Below are 22254 nucleotides of genomic sequence, written 5' to 3'. Positions count from 1 at the left end.
ACTATGGAACCTCCCTTTCGCTATTGGCAAATAACAACCCTCACCGCCGCAGGGCAGCTGGAACACCGAGACTGTCCCCAAGCTCAGCAATGGTTCAAAGCTCGCTTTGAAGATGAAATCGCGGCTGAGGAGCTATCAGATCGCATTTGTCAGGATACGCTATGGCGCATTTGCCAGGCGCATCCTAATGAAGCGTCCATGGCGCAGCTATGTCTGCGCTGCTGGTTATCTCACCAAATTGTTTACATCTGCATCCAGCTAGCCCGTAGTTTTGGTGCAACCTATGGCTTTCAAGCAACTGACCTGTGGCCGTTGGTGTTAGATGACGATGGTAAAGTGCCCGCCACATACCAATCGTTTACGATGAAGATCTTGGCTAGCTATGATCCAAACCGGGGGGCCCTTAGTACCTGGGCCAGTCGCCTCACCAAAAATCACCGTGAATTAAATAACTTTTTGCTTAGTCAGGGACTGTACCGAGCCACCCCCTGGGCGATTCTGAATGATACAAAGGCGACCCAATTGCCTCGGTTTTTACCGCATCTGAGTCCATCAGAGTTAGACATCGCTGCCCAGTTGCTAGGAGCTTACCATCGGGTGTATCGGAGGGACCGCATTACCCAGAGAACTAGCCGTGGGCAACGATGTAGCGCTCCTACCGATGAACAGTTGCAGCGGATAGATCTTAGCCAACCGCCAAATGTCGTTCTATCACAGCTTCATGACCTGGCAGAACAGCTACGCCAGTCCCGTGTTGCTGCACGGGGAGGCAGCCTACCTAGCCAATCTCTTGATGCCAATGAATACACCGAACCAGCGGTCCCAGTCTCTGATGATTTTCAGGAGATCCAAGATGAATTTGCCAAGAACTATCGTCAAGATTTTCTCAATACTCTAGGCGAGGCCATTAAAGTAACGGTGACGGCCTACACGGTCCATTACCAAAAGCGTAGACCCCCCCAGGGCAGAGTATATCGTCAAGCATTGGAGCTGTTTCACTGCGAGGGACGGCCCATGGGAGAGATTGCCAAAACACTGGGGTTAAACAGTCAGGTTAAGGTCACACGGCTACTGAATCTTAAAAAATTTCGCACTGAAGTCTGTATTTATTGGCTTAACCAACTTAAGGAACGTGTACAAAAAAACGCCCTAAAACATCTTTCGCCTGATCAGTTAGATAACATTGCTGACAAGCTAGAGCAAATCCTAAACGAAGAGGCGGATGCGGTGATGGCAGAAGCGGCCTCGGAAGCACAGATACCGAAAAATCGCACAGCCAATAGTGTATTTGCCCGACAACTCTGCGCAGTTGTTGACACACTACCACTGCCCCCTGATTTGCCTTCCTAAGATTTACACATTCCTACCATTGCAGCCCGATGATAAGCCATGAGTATTCAACCTTCAAACCCAGATCCTTTCAAAGGTTTTCACCCTGTAGCAACAGAAACGATTATGCTAACTAATACGTCTACTCAATGGGCTCAGCGTGTTTGTCGTGATATTGCAGATGCAGATGAACAATGGCATAGCTTTTTAAGGGCCCTGGCCATTACAGGCTTTGAACAATGGCTAAATCAAGGGAATAGTGGGCTACCAATTAGCTATTCACAGACTGTCGCGCCGGGTACAGATGCGACTATTCAGGTGGGAGATTTTCGGCTATATATTTTACCCATGGGCACGCTTAAGGATGATCAGGTGGTGATTCCAGCCAGTGCCTTGAGTGAGAAGCACACAGCCCATTTGTATGTGTTAGTAGAGGTGCACGAAGAAGTGGCGCAGGTGCGCGTGAGGACAGCGTTACTGTCTCATCAGCTAGAGGCTTATGTTGAGCGACAGTGCGAGGCTGAGGAGTATGGGGTGCCGGTAAGCGAGTTTACAGTGCCTCCTGAAAAACTGTTGTGGTATCTCAGCTGTTTAAAGCCAGAGGCTATTATCAAACCTGACACGGTCACATCTAGCGTAAAAGAGAAAATTACTACTCAGCTGCATGAGACTGTGACTACGGTTATCAATACGGGGAAATGGCTACAGGGGCAGTTAGATACTGTGGCCGAACAGCTAGCGTGGCAGTTTATCCCGTCTTTAGAATGTGGCTATGAGCTCAGGGACTTTAGAGATGCTGAAGATCCTCTAGGTAAAATATCAGACATTCTTAGGGAGTTGCAGGACCGAAGTGTGGGTGTGCCCACTGACGCAGTTGGAGCTTGTCAGTCTGTCAGAGTGGGTAATGTCATTTGTTACTTTTATACGTTCATCTGGGAACTGGCAGAAACAAATGAATGGAGTAGTCTATTTGTGTTATTTGGTGCAGATGCCAATGAGCCATTACCCATTGGCACAGAGCTTCAGGTAAGCGATCAAACATCGGTCATGTCTACTAGTAAGGTGCAGCCGGGGGCGATGACTACGTTTTTATATATCCAGGCAATTGGTAATTTAGATGAGCTGTTTACTGTGGATATTAGTTCATCGGATGGTGAAACATTAACGCTACCTCCGTTTGGTTTTGTTTGAAGGCCTAGAAGCAGGCTCAGCTAACGGAGAGGTAATTTCACTTAAGTGCGATCGCACTCCCAATACCCACAATTTACCGTTTAAGTAAGCACTTTAGTATCATGGGGCTAGAACCATCGGCTCCCTAGCCTAGTGCCTGCCATGACTCAATCTATTAATCGAGTTCGTTGGACTACCGAAGACTTAAAGCGATTACCAGATAGTAGCAACCGCTATGAAATAATTGATGGACGCTTGCTTATGACCCGCGCGCCTCACTGGAAACATCAAAAGGTCATTAGCAATGTAGTCAGGGTCCTCAACACTTGGTCGGATACTAGTAATCTTGGTGAAGCTGTACCCACACCCGGTGTCATTTTTGAGGATGCAGATAATGTAATTCCAGATGTCGTATGGATTAGCTATGAGCGTCTATCGGTAGGGTTAGATGATGAAGGCCATTTGACCATTGCACCAGAACTTATGGTTGAAGTGTTATCAGCTGGCAAACAAAATCAAGAGCGAGATCGAGAAACCAAGGTGAAGCTCTACAGTGAACGCGGTGTTCAAGAATATTGGATTTTAGATTGGCGCGCTCAGCAGTTGGAAGTGTATCGGAGAGAAGATGGTTTGTTGAAACTCATGAATACACTATTTTCGCAAGATAGTTTGAAATCGCCTATTTTGCCAGGCTTTACCTGTCAGGTTGAAGTCTTTTTTGGATAGCAGATTGTCAATGTTTGAAGTCGTCTGTTTAGGTGGAGCCAAACTGGTGCAGCTCCAAATCCATGCACTATCTACAAACCATTGCCGATCAAAATAAACGGTGCCCAATAATAGGGATGGTCTGAACTTGCATTCAGACTAATCGGTTCCCCTGTGTCGAAATCGACAATATTAATTGCCGCTCTGGATTCTCCTGAAATTACCGAGAGATCATCTTTTATCAGGGCTAACTGTGCCCGTCGCAGCGCTTCGGCTTTAGGTAATCCTTCACTGAGGGCCAGGTAAAAGGCATTCATCAGGGCCTGGGTGCCGCCATCGTCTACGCGCCATAGCGATGCCATTGCTGCTTTTGCCCCGGCTCGCTGAATCTGGTAGCCCAGCCCCAATACCTCAATCCCACTGTCTAAATCCTGTCCGCCCAGTCCTGTCTCACAGGCACTCAGTACCACCAGATCCGCGTTGCGTAGGGGCCAACTGCGCATCTCTCGTAGCGTGGCCACATTGCCATCGCCAAAGAGAATAAACGACTCATCGGGACTGCTGGAGACAAAGGCACCGTGGGTGGCCAGGTGAATAATATTGTAGCCAACTAATTCAATGCGGCGTTTGGTGTCGGTTTTGCTAAAGTCAGCATCGAGGAGAACATCGGTGTTGGGTATTTGGGCTGCCAGGTTGTTGACCTCGGTGCGGGTAAACGAAAGGTCGCTAAAGGTGTATTGCTCACCGCCAACAGTGGGGCTAAAACTACAGTCGGCACAGGCAGCAGCCAGAATAGTGTGCTCAGTCTGGGGTGGGGTGTCAAAGTCACTAATGGAATCGGTGGTAATGTGGGTGACTGAGAATCGCTCGGCAAGCCATTGGTTGCCATCGTGCAGGGCGACGAGGGGAATATAGCGCAGGGCTCCATCTGGAGAATAGACAATGGTTTGGGTGCTGGTGCCATTATCGAGTAGGGCCAGGTCTTCTTCGATATCTTTAATTAGCCAGTTGTAGAGTTTTTGCGCAGCTGCTTTTGCCTGTTGGGTGGAACCATGGGGGCTACGGAGCAGGGTACGGTAATTGAGGATGGCATCATTGATATCCTTAGCGTTGACTTCCACCGGACGATGGATGGGTGGGGCATCTGGGGGAACCAGGATGAGTTCTAGGCGGTCTTCTAGGATGAGTGGATACAGTAGGACGGCATTGGGCAGGTTGGCAATGTTGTTTTGGAGGGAGAGTAGGCTAGCCAGTTCAATGTTTTGGCCTTCTATTGAGGTGCGTAGCAGGGCGATGGCGTCTTTAACGGCTGGATATTCTAGAAACTCAGTGAAGTTCTCCAACAGCTCGCCTTCACGGGCGCTAAGTTGATCAAACAGTTCCAATTCGTTGGGAGTTAATGAGTCATAGCCCTCAGTATCTGCTTTGGCTTTGAGTCGAGCTAAGTCCTCTTTGGCCAGAAGAACCTCTTTATAAAGGGTAAGGATCTCTTCTTCTGGTTGCCAATAGTCAACATCTCTAGGGGCATCATCATGACTACGCACATCCTGAAAATAGTCTTCTAGCTCTTGTGTTCGCAGAAGATCAAGCACAGCTTGGGCTTCTAGAACGCGATTTTCTTGAAGAAGGAGATCCGCAAGTCTTCGGTAGGTATGGGCAATCGTATCTGTATAAGACTGCTGTTGTTCCTGGGTTAATGTTTGGTGATCATCACGAATATTTTCATAGATATTGACTGACTGTTTAAGAAAAATAATTGCTAACTCAGCTTCCTTAGTCGCCTCCAGCAGTCTGCCAATATTGTTGAGTGTTATGCCTTCGCCTGCGCGGTCCCCAATCTCACGTTGGATTACCAGGGCCTGCTCAAGGTAGTCTAACGCTTGGGGATACTGATCTAAGTTGTAGTAAATACCACCAATATTGTTGAGTGTTGTGCCTTCGCCTGCCCGGTCCCCAATCTCACGCCGGATTACCAGGGCCTGCTCAAGGTAGTCTAACGCTTGGGGATACTGACCTAGGTTGATGTAAACACCACCAATATTGTTGAGTGTTGTGCCTTCGCCTGCCCGGTCCCCAATCTCGTGTAGTCTCATCAGAGACTGCTCAAAGTAGTCTAACGCCTGGGAGTACTGGTCTAGGTTGTTGTAAACACCACCAATATTGTTCAGCGTCAAGCTTTCCCCTGCGCGGTCCCCAATCTCGCGTAGAATTACCAGGGCTTGCTCAAAGTAGTCTAACGCTTGGGAATACTGACCTAAGTTGTCGTAAATACCACCAATATTGTTGAGTGTTGTGCCTTCGCCTGCTTGATCCCCAATCTCGCGTTTAACCACCAGGGCCTGCTCAAAGTAGTCTAACGCCTGGGGATACTGACCTAGGTTGATGTAAACGCCACCAATACTGTTGAGTGTCGCGCCTTCACCTGCTTGGTCTCCAATCTCGCGTTGGATTACCAGGGCCTGTTTATGGTAGTCCAGCGCTTGGGGATACTGGCCTAGGCTACGGTAAACACCACCAATATTGTTGAGCGTTCTGCCTTCGCCTGCTTGGTCTCCAATCTCTCGTAAGATTACCAGGGCCTGTTCATGGTAGTCCAGCGCTTGGGGATACTGGCCTAGGCTACGGTAAACACCACCAATATTGCTGAGCGTTCTGCCTTCGCCTGCCTGGTCCCCAATCTCTCGTAAGATTACCAGGGCCTGTTTATGGTAGTCCAGCGCTTGGGGATACTGGCCTAGGCTACGGTAAACACCACCAATATTGTTGAGCGTCGCGCCTTCGCCTGCTCGGTCCCCAATCTCGTAACTGATCACCAGAGCCTGCTCATAGTAGTCCAGTGCTTGGGGATACTGGCCTAGACTCTGGTAAACAACACCAATACTTCTGAGCGTCGCGCCTTCGCCTGCCCGGTTCCCAATCTCGCGTTGGATTACCAGAGCTTGTTCGTGGTAGTCCAGTGCTTGGGGATACTGGCCTAGGTTGTTGTAAACGCCACCAATATTGCTGAGCGTCCCCCCTTCGCCTGCTCGATCCCTAATCTCGTGTAGAATCACCAGGGCCTGTTCATAGTAGTCCAATGCTTGAGGATACTGGCCTAGCTTGTTATAAGTGAGGCCGATATTGTTGAGTGTTATACCTTCGCCTGCCCGGCTTCCAATCTCGCGTACGATTGCCAGGGCCTGTTCATAATAGTCCAACGCTTGGGAATACTGGCCTAGGTTGTCGTAAGTGAGACCGATATTGTTGAGCGTCGTACCTTTGCCTGCTCGGTCTCCGATCTCGCGTTGGATGACGAGGGCTTGTTCATAGTAAGTCAATGCTTGGGGATACTGGCCTAGGTTATGATAAATACTACCAATATTTCTGAGCGCCCCCCCTTCGCCCGCACGGTCGTCGATCTCGCGTAAGATGACGAGGGCCTGTTCATAATAGTCCAATGCTTGGGGATACTGGCCTAGGCTACGGTAAACACCACCAATATTGTTGAGCGTCCCCCCTTCGCCCGCACGGTCGTCGATCTCGCGTAAGATGACGAGGGCCTGTTCATAATAGTCCAATGCTTGGGGATACTGGCCTAAGTTATCGTAAGTGAAGCCAATATTGTTGAGCGTTCCCCCTTCGCTCGCACGGTCGCTGGTCTCACGGATGATGACAAGGGCCTGCTCCAAGTAGTCCAATGCTTGGGGATACTGGCCTAAGTTATTAGCAATTGCACCAATTCCTGTCAGTGCTCTCCCTTCTCCTTGGCGATCGCCAATTTCTTGGTACACTATCAGGGCTTGTTTTAATTTCTCAAGCGCCTCTTGCCAGCGACTGATTTTCCATAGTCTTAATGACTCATTGAATAGCTGGTCTGCTTCTGTTTTTCTAGCCTCTTGCTTGGTGCCAACAGTTGCGTTTAACCAATAAGTCTCCTGGAGATGCTCCCTATAGACGGTGCCTAGATTGCCACCAGTGTTCCAAAAAGATGACCTTTTTACTGGCAGTTGTCTTTTGTCTATCCTATCCATTGACAGAATCGCGGGCTCACTCGTTGTTTGGGCAGCCTTCCCTATCTCTGTCATCAATGCCGACAACACTAGAGTCAATGAAAGGCCAAACAGTTTGATCATCGCTTTAGGAGCTAACTTTAAAGTGCTTGTTGAACAACACCGGTGGCAGTGCCTATCTATTCTCACTATGACCCCCACCCACCCAAAAACTCAACCAACTATTAACTTTTCTTCTCAACCACCTCCATCACGGTCTCAACTGCTTCCACAGCATCCACCAGCCCCTGCCCAAAGAAATACACTTCCGGTGCAATGGCCTCCACCGGGCCACTAATGCCCGAAGGTCGCACAAATGGAAAATCGACTGCTGTACCAAATCCAGCTGCCGCCTGTAGCCGATACCGATTCTGATCCGCCTGACTCAGTGCCAACGGCCCATAATTCGCCGTCTGCCCCAAAATTGCCCCCAGCTCATCTCGACTCAACTGCTGCGCCCCATCCACCGAGCGCATCAACGCCAGTACCCCACTCACCACCGGGGCCGAAAACGACGTCCCCTGTACCTGCACATATTGTCCCAACGGATCTAACGTCAAGCCCCAACTCGTCTGTGGTGGCTCCATACCCTGCCAAAAACCAGGCACCCAGGTACCCCCAACCGTCAAAATACCGCCCGCCTGCTCACGGTTTGTCTCACCACCGGGGGCTACCACATCCAGTCCCGCTCCATAGCTGCTGTAATAGCTGCGGTTCCCCCGCACATTTGTTGCCCCCACCGAAATTACGCCTGGCAACGCTGCCGGAAAAGATACTCCATCCAGCTGGCTATTTCCCGCCGAAGCGACAATCACCATGGCTGGATGTGCATCCAGTATCTGAAATATTTGATCGCTAAGCTCCTGGTCCGGTAACAACCCCCCCAGGCTCAGGTTAATCACATCCACATCTCTTGCTGCTGCATAACCCATGGCCTCAATCAGTGCCGCTACAGTAATCTCTCCCCCCAGGCCAAATACGCGCACTGGCAAAAACTGTGCCTCAGGGGCAACACCGACTACTCCCTGACGGTCCGCAGGATTTGCCGCAATTATCCCAGCTGACCAGGTACCATGAAACTCATTGCCAATCTCTAACTGAATAATCCGCCGCAGAACGTCTGCCTGTTGTTTTTCTGAGGCGGTGGGCATGACCCTAGCAATCTGTTGCGCCAGGTTTGGATAGGCTGCCAACAGATCCGCAGCCCCTAATGTAAATGTGCGCTGAAAATGGGGTCTCAGATAGGCCAACTCCTCTTCATTAATGCGGGTATCGGCATCTCCTAGAGCACAGTTTTCACTCCCTGCACAGGTTATTTCTTTATTTGAGAAATCCCAACCATATTCTTCGTCTGGCAGCCGGTCTGCTATAGTCTCTGGTACCGTATACACTCGGTCCACCAGATCAGGATGGTCCCACTGGATCAGGCTATCGATAACGGCTACCACCACATTTTCTCCCTGGGTGGTCTCCCAAGCCTCAACTGCCCGCACGTCTACCCGTGGGTAGGGGCGAGGCCGCACAGCCCGACTGTTTAAATGCCACTGCAATGGCAACAATGAGTTAGGAAATGGGGACGTCTCATGGGCCGCAGATACATTAGATACATTTTCTGGACCATTGGTGCGTTGGGGGTCGCCCATAGAGAGAATATCCAATGTGGATACATCAAACGGGATGGACTGAACAAAATTTGGCGTGGCCGATTGAACGTTGGGTAAAGTCCTTAGCTGGTTGGCTGCTGCCAGCACTGCTGTGCCTGACACATTATTGGCCCGCACCAGGTAGCGTCCTTCACTAAATCGTAGCGATCGCAATACGTCTACACCATATTGGGCCAACAAACGGCGGACCGTTTCATCAGCAATGCCCGGTTCAAAACTCACCACTATTTCCTGGGTGACCACAATGGATTCAGTCATATTCTCCCGACTCAGCACCGGTAGGGTGGCCTGCACATAGGCTTGATTCAGCCGCTGTGCCCATTGTTCATCCAGCCCATGGGGCAGTTCCACCAGGGCATAGCGTTCCCCCAGGGGTTTCACGGTGACATCCGCTTTATGTGCCTCTCGACTAAAGCTAGTGGCCGCTGTCAGGTCTCGCTGTAGCCGTAAATAGGCCGGTTCATTAAGGTCACGGGTAAAGGAGGGAACAGGCTTCAACTCCACCGCAATTTGATCTGAACGTTCCACCAGGGGAACTTGTTGGCCATAGAAGGTGTAGGATAGCTGTTCTTCTTGATCCGCTTGATCCGCAGTGAGCGTTGGATTTTGGGCAAGTATGGGCTGATTATTTGCCATTGCCGCTGGTTGGGTTACCCCTGTAAACGCACCCGTTGCCATCAGAATCCAGGGAAGTAATTGCTTTAGCATTCAGTCAATCCTCAATCCACTCTCCGTCGTTACTTCTGAGCTGAAGGGACTTATTCACTGATCCACTTCACTGATCCACAATGTTCTCAAGTGTGAATAAGCTTTAACAACGAAGAAGTAACCCTTGCTGAGTGGCTCGTAGCAGCTATTCAGTCCCTGATTCTTCAATGAGGAGACTCCCATGCCCAAAGCTCAAATCGTGCTGCGGCAGCTACTCCAATATGGGTTACCTGCGATCGCACTATCCGCCGCTGGCAGTTTAAGTTTCATTTTGCTGTCCGGCAATACCTATGTCTTTGACATGTTTAACAATTGGTTCAATACCAATATCTTTCACCTACCCGATGAGTCTCAGCCTCTGGATAAACCTGTTCCTGATTTTCGTCCCGATAGCCAGATTCCTAACATTAATATTGAACTGCCTACGGTATCTGTAGATCCTGACATCACGGTAACAACTCCGGTCATGGTTGATCCTAGGATGATTTTTTCTCCTGAACTGAACTTCAATCCTGAACTTAACCCAGAGATTACCGTCTCGCCTACAATTGAGTTTCATCCTGAACTCAATACGAACTTTGACGTTGCCCCCAGTCTGGAGGTTACCCCCCAGGTGACAGTGTCACCTTATTTTCGCAACAGTCCTGAACGCCCGATCATTCTGACTAATCCAGATCGGCCCTCCATTAAAGGACCCGGTCCACTACCAGAAGGACCTGAGCCAATACCCATAGATGCCACTGTACCTGATGCTCCGAGACAGCCCCCGGAGCCAATTGTACCAACAGTTCCAGATAACCCAATACAGCTTCCCACACCTAAGATGTTGCCAAAGACTCCAGTCTTACGGCAACAGCCTTATCCAGCAGTAGTAGAGTCAGAAAAGAAACCTGACGAGCCTGAGTTTAATTTTCAGTTTCCTGAGGATGAGGTGGAAACAACGCCTGAAACACCCGTTATCAGTTTTGACCCAGAGGAGCTACCGCCAGACCTGTCTCCCCAACCACGTTTAGGCAAAGAGTTCTTGCCTGAAGGTAGGGATATACCTCCGACATCTGCTCGTAGTCGCCCTCCGCATCATCCAACAGACCCATCTGACAAGGTAGTCAGTGTGCCTGAACCAGGGATGGTGATGATAATTTTGTTCTTTGGGTTGGGATTACTTGGGTTTAAGAAAAAGCGTTAGAAAAATCAGGTGCGCACTAATCAGATAATACTGGTTAGTGCGCACCGCTCTGTTGAATATAAGCGTGCCCTAATCTTGAGAAGAGGTGCACACCTTCTCAATCATCTTTTCTTGGATTCCCAACAGCTCAGCAGAGGGCTCACTTACACTAAAGAGAGCTTGAATTGCATCGTAGGGAAAATTATGCTCCACAAAATACTCAGTCTGCTGAATCGCAGTCCACTCAGCATTAGACACCGTTGACTCATTCGGGCTAGAAAAACTCTCCAAGTCATTGCTAATTAATGTCCGTGTCTCATCTGAGACCATTTGAAAGTTAGGAATTAAGGTAGGATCTGCGTTCTCAATGGCATATATTCCTAACGTATAGGTTTCTCCGGGTTCTAAGGGGTCACCATCATAAATGACATGGGTTTCATCAGCAGATGGTGTGTATTCCCAAAAAGGACTCTTTGAGTCAACCGCTAGAGAGACTTTAGCCACTGCCCCAGGTTGCCAAACAATCACAGGCTGATCATGCCAGATCTCAGGAGTATTTGCACCCAGATGGGTGGGTGAGAGCACACATAGCGGTCCCCGTGACACCAAACTTCTTTCCCTGTCCTCATCATCCCTAACAATACGGCTCCAAATATTAGTTAAGCGGCTGCGTAAATCGCTAGAGGAGTTTTGGGCGCTAGCATTTGATCCCAACCCCAGGCATAGGGTAACAACACTAACCAACCCCATGCGCTCCATGGTCTTGAAGTGAATCGTCATAGATTTTTCTCCTGATTACAACGTTGCAAACCGGGTATGTGATATACCCACACAGTGGCCGTAGGCAGTAGCCAGGGCAAAACAATCGAGGCTGCACCATACACGACAATCCCGAATAGCCCATATCCGACACTGAAACCTATGAGCCCTAGCCAGCGATAGCGTCGTAACTGCTGATCCCGTTGCATAGCTAGAGCAGACATCGCACCTACAATGGTGCCAATTCCTACCATCCACAAAACAGGAATCGGTATCATCCAGTGCTGATTTAAAAAATGATGAATCATATACGAATGAGCTTCTACCCCTGTGAATCGACTGCTCAAGTCCTGGGTTTGGTCTCGCCAAAATTGAATGGCTGGTGGATTCGGCACATAGTCACTTTCAGAGCCTATACCCGCCTCGTTGTAGCCACCAGAACCGATTAATACAATTTGGTTTTGCCAGTCATATTGAGCAGATAAATCTTGTATATCCTCTTCTAATAACGCATGGGCTGGTATGCGATCATAAATATGACTGAGCGGCATTGAAAAATCTAAAATAGGATGGAACCAGCGTTGTTCTATCCACCGAGACAGACTTAAAATCGGTGACAGGCGATAGTTCAATAGCTGATATAAGACTTGAGAATTATTGTCTTTTACAAGCGTCTCAAATAATTCTTTACGCAGATTGTTGGTTCTGTCTAAGGAGGGGGTCAGGCTTTTGCCAGCTGGGGTCTCCCTTGCTGCATGGGTAATTGCCAGAAGGTAACTGAAAGGACAACGGCTGTGGCAATCTTGACCGATTTGTAGTGCTTTTAGGTGCCAGGAAGCCGGAGCCTTAGTCAACCCCTGCATGCTCCATGCCGGATGAGCCAACCCTTCTGAAGGGCCAATCTCTTGCTTATCTAGCAAATCACTGGCCAGCACTAGCCAGTTACCCTCATTGACTGCTTTCTCCAGGGTTTTTGTCAAGCGGGCATTATTCTCATCCTGACGCCGATCTAACAGATAATCAATACCAATAATCTGACTATCTAACTCAACAATCCGGTCTAGTAGCTTAGCTAAGTAGGCTCGATTGATGGGGTTGGCATCACCGTCAGGAATCCCTTTGGCAATGGATGTTTCATCCACATGGACCAACAGCACGGGGGGAGAAACATCTGCCTGGAGAGGTTGAGTTGTTATCTGACGAGCAACTGCCTGGGTCCATAGGCGACCCGCCATCAGCCTATCTCGCACCGGCGGCAGCAATGAGAGAATTGCGATCGCACCCAGCGCCATCCCCTGTTTTCGACTGGGCCATAGTTCTGTTAGCTTAGCTTGCCAACCCACTGGCTGGAGTCGAAATAGCTGCGCACCCCGGTGGCTAAATAAAGAGGGCACTAAATAGGCCGATGGATAGGCCATTGTCTTTTCAGCTTTCAGTGCCTTTGTTGCTTCCTGTAGAGCTGTATGCACATCGGCATATTGGGATAACTGTTGTAAAAACTGTAATAGAAAGTATTGAGCGACTTCATTGTGGATCGGCTCTCGCATGATGGCTACCTGGTTTAGCCCCAGCGCCACTAGCCGATCAGCGATGTCTAAGCCTTTGCAGGAGTTAAACAGGGCAAACTGGAGGCCGTTGCGTTTAGCTTCCGTGAGATCAGATTCCAGGTCGCGCATGGAGATTGTGGTTTTGGGTGCGATCGCAATCTCTCCCCCGAGTTCAGCCATTTCATTGCTATGGCCAAAGAAGAACAGCATATCCCACCCCTCTGGGTCACGAATTACATCTCGCACCTGATCAATCAGAGTATTTGTTTTCTGCCCCAGCTGCCAGCCAATTTTTTGAATAGTTACCAGTGTTTTCAACCGATCAATAGCATCTAAATCCTGCTTAAAATCCAGTCCCGAATCATCACCAATGATCACCAGAGCACGTGCTTTACGCCGTTGCTTCTTCGGTGGGTTTGCCGCCACAGAAATATTGGCAGGCAGCCGTGTAATCCGCATGGGTGGCCCTTGACCAAAACCTCGGGCTAGCTCCCAGGTCTCCCATGGCAATCGTCGCAGCTCCTTAGCAGCACAGGTAATGTACAACGTAACCCCACGTTGGAGTCCCTCTCCACGCCGATTCAACTGTTCACGAATGCCAATTAACTCACGCCGTTCCAGCCAACTTTGAAACACCGTCAATAGGCGTACTTCAGCCTGACCCAGCTGACTTCGCAAGTCGGTTTGGGCGACAGGCACTTGCCCCACAGCCCCCGTTCGTCCCCGCATTGCCGATGACTCACCCACTGCATCGGCCTTCTGCAAGGCACGATAGAAATTGTAGTAAGCCCGCTGCCAGCGTTGGTGTAATAGGGTGAGTTCTTCAGGATAGGGCACCTGGGCGGTAAGCTGCATGCCATCGCCCCAGGTCAGATCAAAGAGACAGATCTGCTGCACATGGGTAACAACAAGGCGATAGGTTTGATCCATATAGATTAAATTGCACCGAGTGAGTGGCACCGAGTGAGTGGCACCGAGTAAATGGCTGGCTATTTTTATCGACTTGTTAGCTGAGGAAAGCGATCAAGAATACGAGAGATTTTGACACCATAGTTAACGACTCCACGCTCCTCACGATCTAGCTGAGCGGCGGCATTCAAACCGACAATGCTATAGTCTTCACCATCCTTAGCTAAAAGCGGGCCACCTGAAGAACCACCATAGGTATCACAAATGTGATAAATCACTTCCTCCGCCTCAGCGGTGATACTACAGCCAATATGGGCGGCGGCAGTGAGACCGGGAAGTACTGCAGGGTAGTCACCGGAGTAACCCACCATGATCAGGTTATTACGGTAGGTCCCTTGCACAAGGGTTTGGGTATCGATCGCCTTTAAAGGAATAGTCCCAAACTGTTCCCCAAGGGATTTATTGAGTTTTAGAATGGCCCAATCATCCTCATGGGGGGGATCACTACGGTCTTGAAATTCTGTACCGAGCAGCCCGTCAATGACCTCTGTACGGTCTAGGGGGGAACTAACGGTGCCATCGATAACATTCGGTGAAAAGACTAGCCGAGCAGCAAATTGACTGGTTTCAGGGTCAATGACACAGTGAGAATTAGTCAGAATAATATCGACATCAATTAGGGTGGCGGTGCAATGGTAGCGGCCACCGTCCTGGGTCATGCCATCTAAACGGCCAATGGCTGTCCAAGGGTAGGCGCGTAGGCGCACCTCAGTACGGTCATCAGGGCCAATGATGCCACGACCGCCGTCAGGTTCATTAGAAATGGGCAGATTATCGGGCACAAACGCCGATGTGGAAAGATCAAGTTCGCTGGGGTCAAGGGTGAATGTAGGGGCTGAACGCCGAATCGTTACATCTGCCTTAGCAGACTGTAGCTGTCGCCAGTTCAATCCACTGGTAAAAAGAATACCAATGCCAACGATAGAAGAGAACACTAATTTCTTCATGGGTTAGTCTAAAATCAATCTGATAAACGAAGTCAATTGCAATGTGGTGATCCGTTGATGCACTCTTTGCACTACATCTATCGTTACCGCTCGATGCACCCAGGTTATTCGAACGAGCTGTAATTTTAAGATTTCATTCAGATAGCAGAAGGATGCTGACAACAGTTACAAAATGACCATATATCAATGGAAAGACTGCGATCTAAAGCGACTCTCAATCTATGGTAATGATTGATATTAAATTAGTTAGACTTAATTTGACGGCCTAGCTAAAAATAACGTTTGCCCCAGAGGTGTCCGCATTAATGCCAGTGCCCTATGCTCCACCGTTATTGTCTGCTCCTATCCTGCCTGCTGCTATTTATCCCTAGCAGCGTTACTGCCAGTAGTACACCTGCTGTAAATAGCGTACGATCAACCCTCGCCCAAACAGCTTCTTCTCAAGAGCTAAAAGACCAAGCTGATGGTTTACTCCAGACAGGTGTCACCGCCTATGGTGAAAACCGTTTAGACGATGCTATTGACTCTCTCCAAACCGCCCTCAGTCTCTACCAACAGATTAATGACACGGCTTCTCTATCGTTGATCTGGCAAACCCTGGCTTTGATCTATGGTCAACAAGGATTGGTAGCCTTTAGTGCCGCTGACTATACCGCTGCCATCACCCACTACCAGCAACAGCTCAATGTCGCCCAACAGCTAGGTGATCCATCGCTCACAGCCCAGGCATTCGGCAATCTAGGCAGTGCCGCAGTGCAGGCCGAGCAGTTTGATGTGGCTGAGACCTATTTGCAGCAGAGTTTGGCCCTTTCTCAAACAGACCCGCTGAACCAGGCTAGGGCCCTGAGTTTGCTGGCAGTCACCTATTCTGTTCTAGGCAATTATGATCGTCTGTTGAATACGGCACAGGAGTTGGAGGAGGTGGCAACGTTAACCCAAAATCCAAGCCTCCAAATACAGGCTGCCCAAAGTCTGGGCATCGCCTACTTCTTCCAGGGAGACTATCCCCAAGCCCTGACGTATCATCAACAGGTTGTCACCCTGGCAGAAGCATTAGAAGATCCCTATTTTCAAGCCATAGGACGGGCCAACGTTGGTGAAACCCAGCTGGCGCTAAAACAACCCGAGATCGCTCTAGAAACCTTGCCCCAGGCGCTAACACTAGCCCAAGCAACGGGTGATCCGACCCTCATTGGCAATGTTCTAGGCACCCTGGGGTTAGCCCATGCCACCCTGGGTAACTATGGCCAAGCCACCGACCTGCTGCAACAGCGGCTACAGGCGGAACAGGCGGCAGGTAGTCTGTTAGGGACTGCCCAAACCCTCAATAATCTGGGTAATGTGGCCTTTCTTGATGACCGTCTGGACGAAGCTGCTATCTACCTACAACAAGCCATTCGTTTGTGGGAAGACCAACGCTCTACCCTGGGGACCGATGATCAAAGTCGGATTCAGCTGTTTGATACCCAGGTATTAACCTATCGCACCCTGCAGCAGGTATTTGTTGCCCAAGGCCAGCCTGAGTTAGCCCTGGAAGTGACTGAACAAGGGCGCGCCCGCTCCTTTGTTGAACAGCTGGCAAAAGAGAACCCAACACCTGCCCAACCAAAGCCCACCCTGGCAGGTCTTAAACGAATTGCCCAAGAGCAGCAAATTACGGTAGTAGAATATGCCCTCATTGTTGATAACCAAGAGATTTTTGCACCCCAGCGACGGGATAATCAACTGCAAAATCAGCCTATGGAGCTCCTCATCTGGGTGGTACAACCCACCGGAGAGATTCAGTTTGAGCAGGTTGACCTGACAGACTATCCTGCCCTGGGTGATTTGGTGGCTGATGCTCGTTCAGACTTGGGTGTACTGGGTCGGGGTGGCATTAAGGTTGTTTCTACGTTTGATCCGGAACAACAAGGTAACTCATTACGCCAGCTCCACGATATATTAATAGCTCCCATTGTCCAGCATTTACCCCCAGACCCCACTGAGCCAGTTGTGGTTATTCCCCAGGAAAGTTTGTTGCTGGTGCCGTTTGCAGCCTTACTGGATGATGATAATCGCTATCTTATTGAGCACCATACCCTACTCAGTGCGCCCTCTTTGCAAGCCTTAGGGTTCATTCAACCTGCCAGTGGGTCTGGCGCTGTTGTAGTGGGTGATCCAACGATGCCAGAGGTGCCAGGGTTTGAGCTGGCCCCATTGCCAGGGGCCGAGAAGGAAGCGATTGCGATCGCACCCCTCCTTAATACCACTCCCTTACTAGGGGAGGCTGCAACTGAAGCAACCGTAGTTCCTCAATTGGCCAATGCCCGATGGATTCATTTAGCGACCCATGGATTACTGGATTACGCTGGTGAGGATGAATCGATTACGGTCCCCGGTGCGATCGCGTTAGCTGCCGGAGATGGTCAGGACGGCTTACTAACGGCAACAGAAATTGCCAACCTATCCTTATCAGCAGAGCTAGTGGTGTTAAGCGCCTGTGATACTGGGCGTGGTGAGATTACGGGCGATGGCGTAGTTGGGTTATCCCGTTCTCTTTTGCTAGCCGGAGCAGAGCAGGTGATGGTTTCTTTATGGGCAGTTCCCGATGCCCCAACAGCGGACCTGATGCAAGATTTTTATCAACAAGTGACCAAAAATCCTCATCTTTCTTATGCCCAAGCCCTACGTCAAGCTATGTTACAAGCAATTGAACAGGATCGTACTCCCAGAGAATGGGCCGGATTTAACCTGATTGGCAACAGTCTGTAATCGGCTCAGTTACACCTAAACTTCCACAAGATTAAGAAGTCCCCTTTTCTCAAGGGGGAGACAACAGTGCCCAATAGTTTGATATACAAGCCATCCAGCGAATATATCCCCAGAATCGCATAAGCCTCCTCACCCCAGAAATAGCCAATCAACATCCTAGCCTTCACCCCCATCACCCCATCCCTCACCATTCCCATCCCTCAGCAGAACGTTTGTTGATTTAGAGTTAGGGGTGAGCGATGTTGTGGCTCACCTGCTTGAGTTCATTTCAATTGCCTGTTGCACAGCCTGTTGCCGTCTAGCCTGGTCCCAGCGGATGGAGTTTAGGGTGTTACCTAGACCAGGGGCATTCCAGTGACCGCTATCGGGATCAAGAAATGCATGGGTTCTGGCCCAGATAATGCGGTCGGTTGCACTCATTGTTTGCAGGTTGATGTTGGTGTTGTCACGTCTGTAGAGCTTTGCCAGCCAATTGATATAGCCTCGATCTAGAGCCGCTAAGGGGGCCTGATTAGCTAGATCGATGCCGTTGAGTTCCTCAGCAAGGGATAGAGTGATCTGTTGTGCACTAGCCTGTTGCCGGAGCTCAATAGCCTGGTTGTACAGGCGCTGGAGCTGTTTGTTATCGGCTTCGCCAGGGGAGTTGGCTCCATGCTGATAAGAAAAGCTGCCCAGATTCCACTTGTGGTTGCCAGGATCTATATGGCCGTAGTAAGCAGAGGTATAGCCACCGTCGGGGGTGCGGGTGCCCTCAGCACTGCCCACAGCACGAGCAACTAAGGAGTTGCTCCCGCCGTGGAATAACGTGTCTAAAGTATGGAGAACCTGGGTAACTGGTACTGGTGCCCCTTGAGGCTTGGGCGCAAAGCTGAGACTAACTGCGTTGTTGTTGTCTGTGTTTTTGATTTGTTGGGGAGGATGAGCCTTTGGTGAATCAAATGTCAGGGCAATATCTTTGGCTGGAGCCGGAGCGGCCCACAGTAAGACAATACCCATAGGAATTGACCAGTGAACTGACCAGCGATAGGTCATGATGCATTACTCCGTCAGAAATTGTTCAATCAGATCAGTGGCCGGTTCGATCAGTGCCCAAGTACCATCAGGTTCTTTTCTAAAAGCGGCAAAAACTAGCTGCTGAGCCCGACCAATGATGTGACCTTTGTTGTTTTGCCCTAACTTGGGGCTATTGATGCCGCAGAGTCGAAACAGATAAGCGGGCACCTCGGGGCTGGTGATCGCAATGCAATGCGGATCCATAGGCTGGACTTGGCCATCAAAGGGTAGCCGCACTGGATCATCATCCAATTCAAGAGTAACGTCCCCAAGACCGCTACTAATGCGATAGTCTCCTACCTGATTACCCACCTGGAGTTCCCAGGTTTGTTGAATGGTAATGTTGCGAGTTGGGGGATCTGACTGGCAGGCCGTCAGCAGAGTGAGCAGTGCTCCACCAGTGATTTTTAGTATGTGTTTAGTGCTGAAGTTTAAAGCCATAGCCGACATACTCCTCCTCTTCGTAAAGCACAACCAACCAGGTATTGGGATCAAATGCCAGGGGATAGGCAGTGCGTTCAGCGATGACCCCAGCCCTCACCTCAAGGGTGGTTAGTGTGCAGTAAGGCTCTTCTGCAATGGCTTCGATGGCCTGGCGATTTTCTCGTTCGGGGATCGTGAGCAATTGGGTAAGTTGTTGTCGTGAGAGAACGGCTTGGCTGGATATTATATCCTGGCAGAGGTCTTTCTTGGCTGAGGCAGCTTTGGCTTGGAAGCGAAGGCCGATACCAAGGCTGAAACCTAGGAGTATAAGCATGCTACCGCTGATAAGGCGATAACGCCGTTGTTGTCTGGGCCGTCGTTTGGGTTGTCGTTTGGAGCGTTGGTTCATGGGGTACTCCTTGTGTCCAGATGATGTGAGTATAGACGTGTTTATCTACAAGAAACAATGGCTAAATCCTTATGTATTAGAGGGTTCAGGTTTTGTGCAATAGCCTCTAAAGGAGCAGCAACAAGGGGTGATTAGCTGTTAAAAAAATAAAACTATTTTTGCAACAGCTAGGGCTGGTGGATGCAACAGAGTCGTTGATATAGAAGAACTCTTTTCTACTCCCCAGAACTGGGATAACAGAAAGTGATTATCACCATTAATGATCAGCTCAATTGAGTACTGGAGTTGTTCTTTGCTCAAAAACAATCGTTAGTTTACTCTTGATTTAGTGAGAAAGTTGTTCTGTAATATCTATGTTACTAAAGTAGTATGGAACAACTTAGCCCTTGACCTCAAATTGATATTTAGATATATCACCCCAATTAATTGTTTTTAGGTGAGTTCATCTTTTTGAAGAGAGCCAATCAGCTTAGAAGGGAGTTGTTCATGAATGCTCAGACACCTTCGAATCAAGGTGTTTTAAGAGCCAAATATTCAATTATTATTAATATTCTTCTGAGGTTAAGCTTTGACAATATCTTTGCCAATTACTTGTGGTGTGGCATTAAAGATGAGAAGGTGTCTTTTGTAGCTTGACGAGACACAGTCAAGGATATGGACTTGTTGTATGGCTCTTATCCCTAACAATTACACTATAAAAAATAACTATAGGAAGAACTAAATCTTAAGAATGACTGTTCTCAACTACTGGTATTGATTTTTCACAATCCAGGTAAATGCAATGATACCAATGATTCAATTTGATGATGTCACGAAATACTATCCCAGTTCAGGCAAGCCTGCGGTTCAGAGGTTAACGATTGCCGTGCCTGAAGGCGAAACCTGTGTCGTCATTGGTCCTTCTGGATGTGGCAAAACAACGGCTCTAAAAATGGTCAACCGTCTGATTGAACCCACCAGTGGCAATATCTTTGTTGGGGGACGCAATATCCTGAAGCAGGATACGATTGAGCTCCGTCGTAATATTGGTTACGTTATTCAGCAGGTCGGTCTATTTCCCCATTTCACAATTCGAGACAATGTTGCCCTTGTTCCTCAAATGTTGGGTTGGAGTAAGAGGCGCATTGATCGTCGTGTGAATGAGCTTTTAGACATTGTTGGACTAGATCCTTCGCAGTTTTGCGATCGCTATCCTCGACAGCTTTCAGGGGGGCAGCGTCAGCGCGTGGGTGTGGCAAGAGCACTGGCGGCTGATCCACCGGTAATGCTGATGGATGAACCCTTTGGGGCCATTGACCCCATGACTCGAGATCGGTTGCAAAACGAATTCCTGCGTCTGCAAAAGCAGCTGAAAAAAACCATTGTGTTCGTTACTCACGACATCAATGAAGCCCTCAAAATGGGAACGCTTATCTGTATTTTGCAAGTCGGGGGAGTCCTGCAACAGTTTGATACACCGACTAATATTCTGTCCAATCCGGCTAACCGCTTTGTTGCAGATTTTGTCGGTTCAGATCGAGGCTTAAAAAAGCTTACCCTGGTGCGTGTCGGTGAGGTGATGCAGACCACTCTAATTCAAGGTCAATGTAATGAGTCTGCGTCGGATTTGGCCACTCGCATGCAGCAGTACAACCTGGATAGCATATTTATCGTTGATGATGCTCAAACGCTTATTGGCTATGTCACCCTTGACGGTGCACAAGCTCATCCGGGTAAATATGCCCATGAGATTGTGCATGAGATTATTACGACAACTGAAGAGGAAGCCACCATGCGAGATGCATTCTCTGTAATGTTGAGCTATGGGATAAGTCTTTTGCCTGTGCTTGACAGCGCGCACCACTTAGTGGGACTGGTTTCAGCGGACGATGCCCAGCGTCTGATCAAACGCTCCAAGGTTCTGACTACCTCCGTAAAATAGGCCGTTAACCCCAGTGTAATAATGGAAAATTTCGTTCGTTTTCTAGTCAGTATCAAAGATGGTTTGCTGTATTACCTGCCTGGTGTAGGACGTCCTGACCGAGTGCTAGATTTTTTGGGAGGACACCTGTTGATCACATTGGTGACACTGGTGCTTGCTGTCCTAATTAGTGTGCCATTGGGGATTTTAATCACGCGTGTACGCGTTCTTTATGATCCGGTCATTAAACTTGCTGGAATGTTGTATACCGTCCCCAGCTTAGCGATGTTTGGTATGCTGGTGCCGCTGGTAGGCATTGGGTTTAAGGCGGCGATTATTGCCCTCACCCTGTATTCTTTGCTGGCGATTATCCGTAACACAGCGGTTGGTATTGACGGCGTTGATGCCGCTGTCATTGAAACTGCTCGCGGCATGGGCATGCGCGATCGCAGTATTTTACTTAAGGTTGAACTCCCCCTTGCTTTACCGGTCATATTTGCAGGAATCCGCATTGCAACGGTTTCGACCATTAGTTTGGCCACGTTAGCTTCGTTTTTTGGAGCAACTAGTCTAGGCAATCTAATTTTTGAAGGGATTTCTGCAGGCGGTACCCGGAACGACAAAATTGCGGCTGGCGCGATTGGTGCCGCTGTCCTTGCTGTTTTATTTGATCAGGTCATTGGATACATTGAGCGAGCCTTGCCCGGCTCCGCCACTCAGTAGGAGG

General features: G+C 49.2%; 15 protein-coding genes. 7 read left to right on the top strand and 8 right to left on the bottom strand.

Annotated features, from left to right (window positions below; translation table 11 throughout):
- The first annotated feature begins 3 nt into the window (after positions 1–3).
- The 3 genes from U2F10_RS33980 (at position 4) to U2F10_RS33970 (ending at position 3225) form a co-directional block, all read left to right on the top strand.
- Positions 4–1350, top strand: coding sequence for a hypothetical protein (locus U2F10_RS33980; protein WP_499874629.1), 1347 nt, complete (start codon positions 4–6; stop codon positions 1348–1350).
- A gap of 39 nt (positions 1351–1389) precedes the next feature.
- Positions 1390–2520 (top strand): DUF1822 family protein, encoded by a 1131-nt coding sequence (locus U2F10_RS33975; protein WP_499874628.1) that lies wholly within the window; start codon positions 1390–1392, stop codon positions 2518–2520.
- 141 nt (positions 2521–2661) lie between these two features.
- Positions 2662–3225, top strand: a complete 564-nt coding sequence (locus tag U2F10_RS33970; protein WP_499874627.1) for a Uma2 family endonuclease — start codon at positions 2662–2664, stop codon at positions 3223–3225.
- A gap of 71 nt (positions 3226–3296) precedes the next feature.
- Here the strand turns inward: U2F10_RS33970 and U2F10_RS33965 are convergent, their stop codons facing one another.
- Positions 3297–7316 (bottom strand): CHAT domain-containing protein, encoded by a 4020-nt coding sequence (locus U2F10_RS33965; protein ID WP_499874625.1) that lies wholly within the window; start codon positions 7314–7316, stop codon positions 3297–3299.
- Between the two features lie 101 nt (positions 7317–7417).
- A complete protein-coding gene (locus U2F10_RS33960) occupies positions 7418–9604 on the bottom strand; it encodes a S8 family peptidase (RefSeq protein ID WP_499874624.1) in 2187 nt (728 codons plus the stop codon).
- Positions 9605–9785: 181 nt separating this feature from the next.
- Between U2F10_RS33960 and U2F10_RS33955 the strand changes: the two genes are divergently transcribed.
- Positions 9786–10790: a hypothetical protein gene (locus U2F10_RS33955; protein WP_499874622.1), complete on the top strand. Its 1005-nt coding sequence runs from the start codon at positions 9786–9788 to the stop codon at positions 10788–10790.
- A gap of 69 nt (positions 10791–10859) precedes the next feature.
- Here U2F10_RS33955 and U2F10_RS33950 read toward each other — a convergent pair whose 3' ends face one another.
- From U2F10_RS33950 to U2F10_RS33940, 3 genes are all read right to left on the bottom strand, one after another.
- The gene (locus U2F10_RS33950) at positions 10860–11549 is read right to left on the bottom strand and encodes a hypothetical protein (protein WP_499874621.1); all 690 of its coding nucleotides are present in this window, start codon (positions 11547–11549) and stop codon (positions 10860–10862) included.
- On the bottom strand, positions 11546–14005 hold the full coding sequence (locus U2F10_RS33945; protein WP_499874620.1) for a CHASE2 domain-containing protein: 2460 nt from the start codon (positions 14003–14005) through the stop codon (positions 11546–11548). Before U2F10_RS33945 ends, U2F10_RS33950 begins: the two co-directional genes overlap by 4 nt.
- A 65-nt stretch (positions 14006–14070) precedes the next feature.
- Entirely contained in the window at positions 14071–14991 is a 921-nt protein-coding gene (locus U2F10_RS33940) for a trypsin-like serine peptidase (RefSeq protein ID WP_499874618.1), read from the bottom strand.
- A gap of 318 nt (positions 14992–15309) precedes the next feature.
- Here U2F10_RS33940 and U2F10_RS33935 point away from each other — a divergent pair, with 318 nt between their 5' ends.
- A complete protein-coding gene (locus U2F10_RS33935) occupies positions 15310–17742 on the top strand; it encodes a CHAT domain-containing protein (protein ID WP_499874616.1) in 2433 nt (810 codons plus the stop codon).
- A gap of 249 nt (positions 17743–17991) precedes the next feature.
- Here U2F10_RS33935 and U2F10_RS33930 read toward each other — a convergent pair whose 3' ends face one another.
- Genes U2F10_RS33930 through U2F10_RS33920 form a run of 3 tightly spaced genes read right to left on the bottom strand, consistent with a single transcriptional unit; the run spans position 17992 to position 19627 of the window.
- The gene (locus tag U2F10_RS33930; RefSeq protein ID WP_499874614.1) at positions 17992–18774 is read right to left on the bottom strand and encodes a hypothetical protein; all 783 of its coding nucleotides are present in this window, start codon (positions 18772–18774) and stop codon (positions 17992–17994) included.
- 6 nt (positions 18775–18780) lie between these two features.
- Entirely contained in the window at positions 18781–19236 is a 456-nt protein-coding gene (locus U2F10_RS33925; RefSeq protein ID WP_163702207.1) for a hypothetical protein, read from the bottom strand.
- Positions 19214–19627 carry a hypothetical protein gene (locus U2F10_RS33920; RefSeq protein ID WP_499874612.1) on the bottom strand — a complete coding sequence of 138 codons (414 nt, stop codon included), beginning with the start codon at positions 19625–19627 and terminating at the stop codon, positions 19214–19216. The genes U2F10_RS33925 and U2F10_RS33920 overlap by 23 nt, the downstream gene beginning before the upstream one ends.
- Positions 19628–20408: 781 nt before the next feature.
- Here U2F10_RS33920 and U2F10_RS33915 point away from each other — a divergent pair.
- Positions 20409–21548, top strand: a complete 1140-nt coding sequence (locus U2F10_RS33915) for a betaine/proline/choline family ABC transporter ATP-binding protein (RefSeq protein ID WP_499874611.1) — start codon at positions 20409–20411, stop codon at positions 21546–21548.
- 21 nt (positions 21549–21569) lie between these two features.
- A complete protein-coding gene (locus U2F10_RS33910; protein ID WP_499874609.1) occupies positions 21570–22250 on the top strand; it encodes an ABC transporter permease in 681 nt (226 codons plus the stop codon).
- Positions 22251–22254: the final 4 nt, after the last annotated feature.

The organism is Leptothoe sp. EHU-05/26/07-4, from assembly GCF_043421015.1.
GTDB lineage: Bacteria > Cyanobacteriota > Cyanobacteriia > Phormidesmidales > Phormidesmidaceae > Leptothoe > Leptothoe turfae.
The sequence above is the reverse complement of the archived record's forward strand: the minus strand, read 5'-3'. Positions and strand labels throughout refer to the sequence as shown.

What these genes read in the sequence shown, in the direction of transcription:
- U2F10_RS33980 (WP_499874629.1), top strand. Translation starts at nt 4, where the DNA reads ATGGAACCTCCCTTTCGCTATTGGCAAATAACAACCCTCACCGCCGCA.
- U2F10_RS33975 (WP_499874628.1), top strand. Translation starts at nt 1,390, where the DNA reads ATGAGTATTCAACCTTCAAACCCAGATCCTTTCAAAGGTTTTCACCCT.
- U2F10_RS33970 (WP_499874627.1), top strand. Translation starts at nt 2,662, where the DNA reads ATGACTCAATCTATTAATCGAGTTCGTTGGACTACCGAAGACTTAAAG.
- U2F10_RS33965 (WP_499874625.1), bottom strand. Translation starts at nt 7,316, where the DNA reads ATGATCAAACTGTTTGGCCTTTCATTGACTCTAGTGTTGTCGGCATTG.
- U2F10_RS33960 (WP_499874624.1), bottom strand. Translation starts at nt 9,604, where the DNA reads ATGCTAAAGCAATTACTTCCCTGGATTCTGATGGCAACGGGTGCGTTT.
- U2F10_RS33955 (WP_499874622.1), top strand. Translation starts at nt 9,786, where the DNA reads ATGCCCAAAGCTCAAATCGTGCTGCGGCAGCTACTCCAATATGGGTTA.
- U2F10_RS33950 (WP_499874621.1), bottom strand. Translation starts at nt 11,549, where the DNA reads ATGACGATTCACTTCAAGACCATGGAGCGCATGGGGTTGGTTAGTGTT.
- U2F10_RS33945 (WP_499874620.1), bottom strand. Translation starts at nt 14,005, where the DNA reads ATGGATCAAACCTATCGCCTTGTTGTTACCCATGTGCAGCAGATCTGT.
- U2F10_RS33940 (WP_499874618.1), bottom strand. Translation starts at nt 14,991, where the DNA reads ATGAAGAAATTAGTGTTCTCTTCTATCGTTGGCATTGGTATTCTTTTT.
- U2F10_RS33935 (WP_499874616.1), top strand. Translation starts at nt 15,310, where the DNA reads ATGCTCCACCGTTATTGTCTGCTCCTATCCTGCCTGCTGCTATTTATC.
- U2F10_RS33930 (WP_499874614.1), bottom strand. Translation starts at nt 18,774, where the DNA reads ATGACCTATCGCTGGTCAGTTCACTGGTCAATTCCTATGGGTATTGTC.
- U2F10_RS33925 (WP_163702207.1), bottom strand. Translation starts at nt 19,236, where the DNA reads ATGGCTTTAAACTTCAGCACTAAACACATACTAAAAATCACTGGTGGA.
- U2F10_RS33920 (WP_499874612.1), bottom strand. Translation starts at nt 19,627, where the DNA reads ATGAACCAACGCTCCAAACGACAACCCAAACGACGGCCCAGACAACAA.
- U2F10_RS33915 (WP_499874611.1), top strand. Translation starts at nt 20,409, where the DNA reads ATGATACCAATGATTCAATTTGATGATGTCACGAAATACTATCCCAGT.
- U2F10_RS33910 (WP_499874609.1), top strand. Translation starts at nt 21,570, where the DNA reads ATGGAAAATTTCGTTCGTTTTCTAGTCAGTATCAAAGATGGTTTGCTG.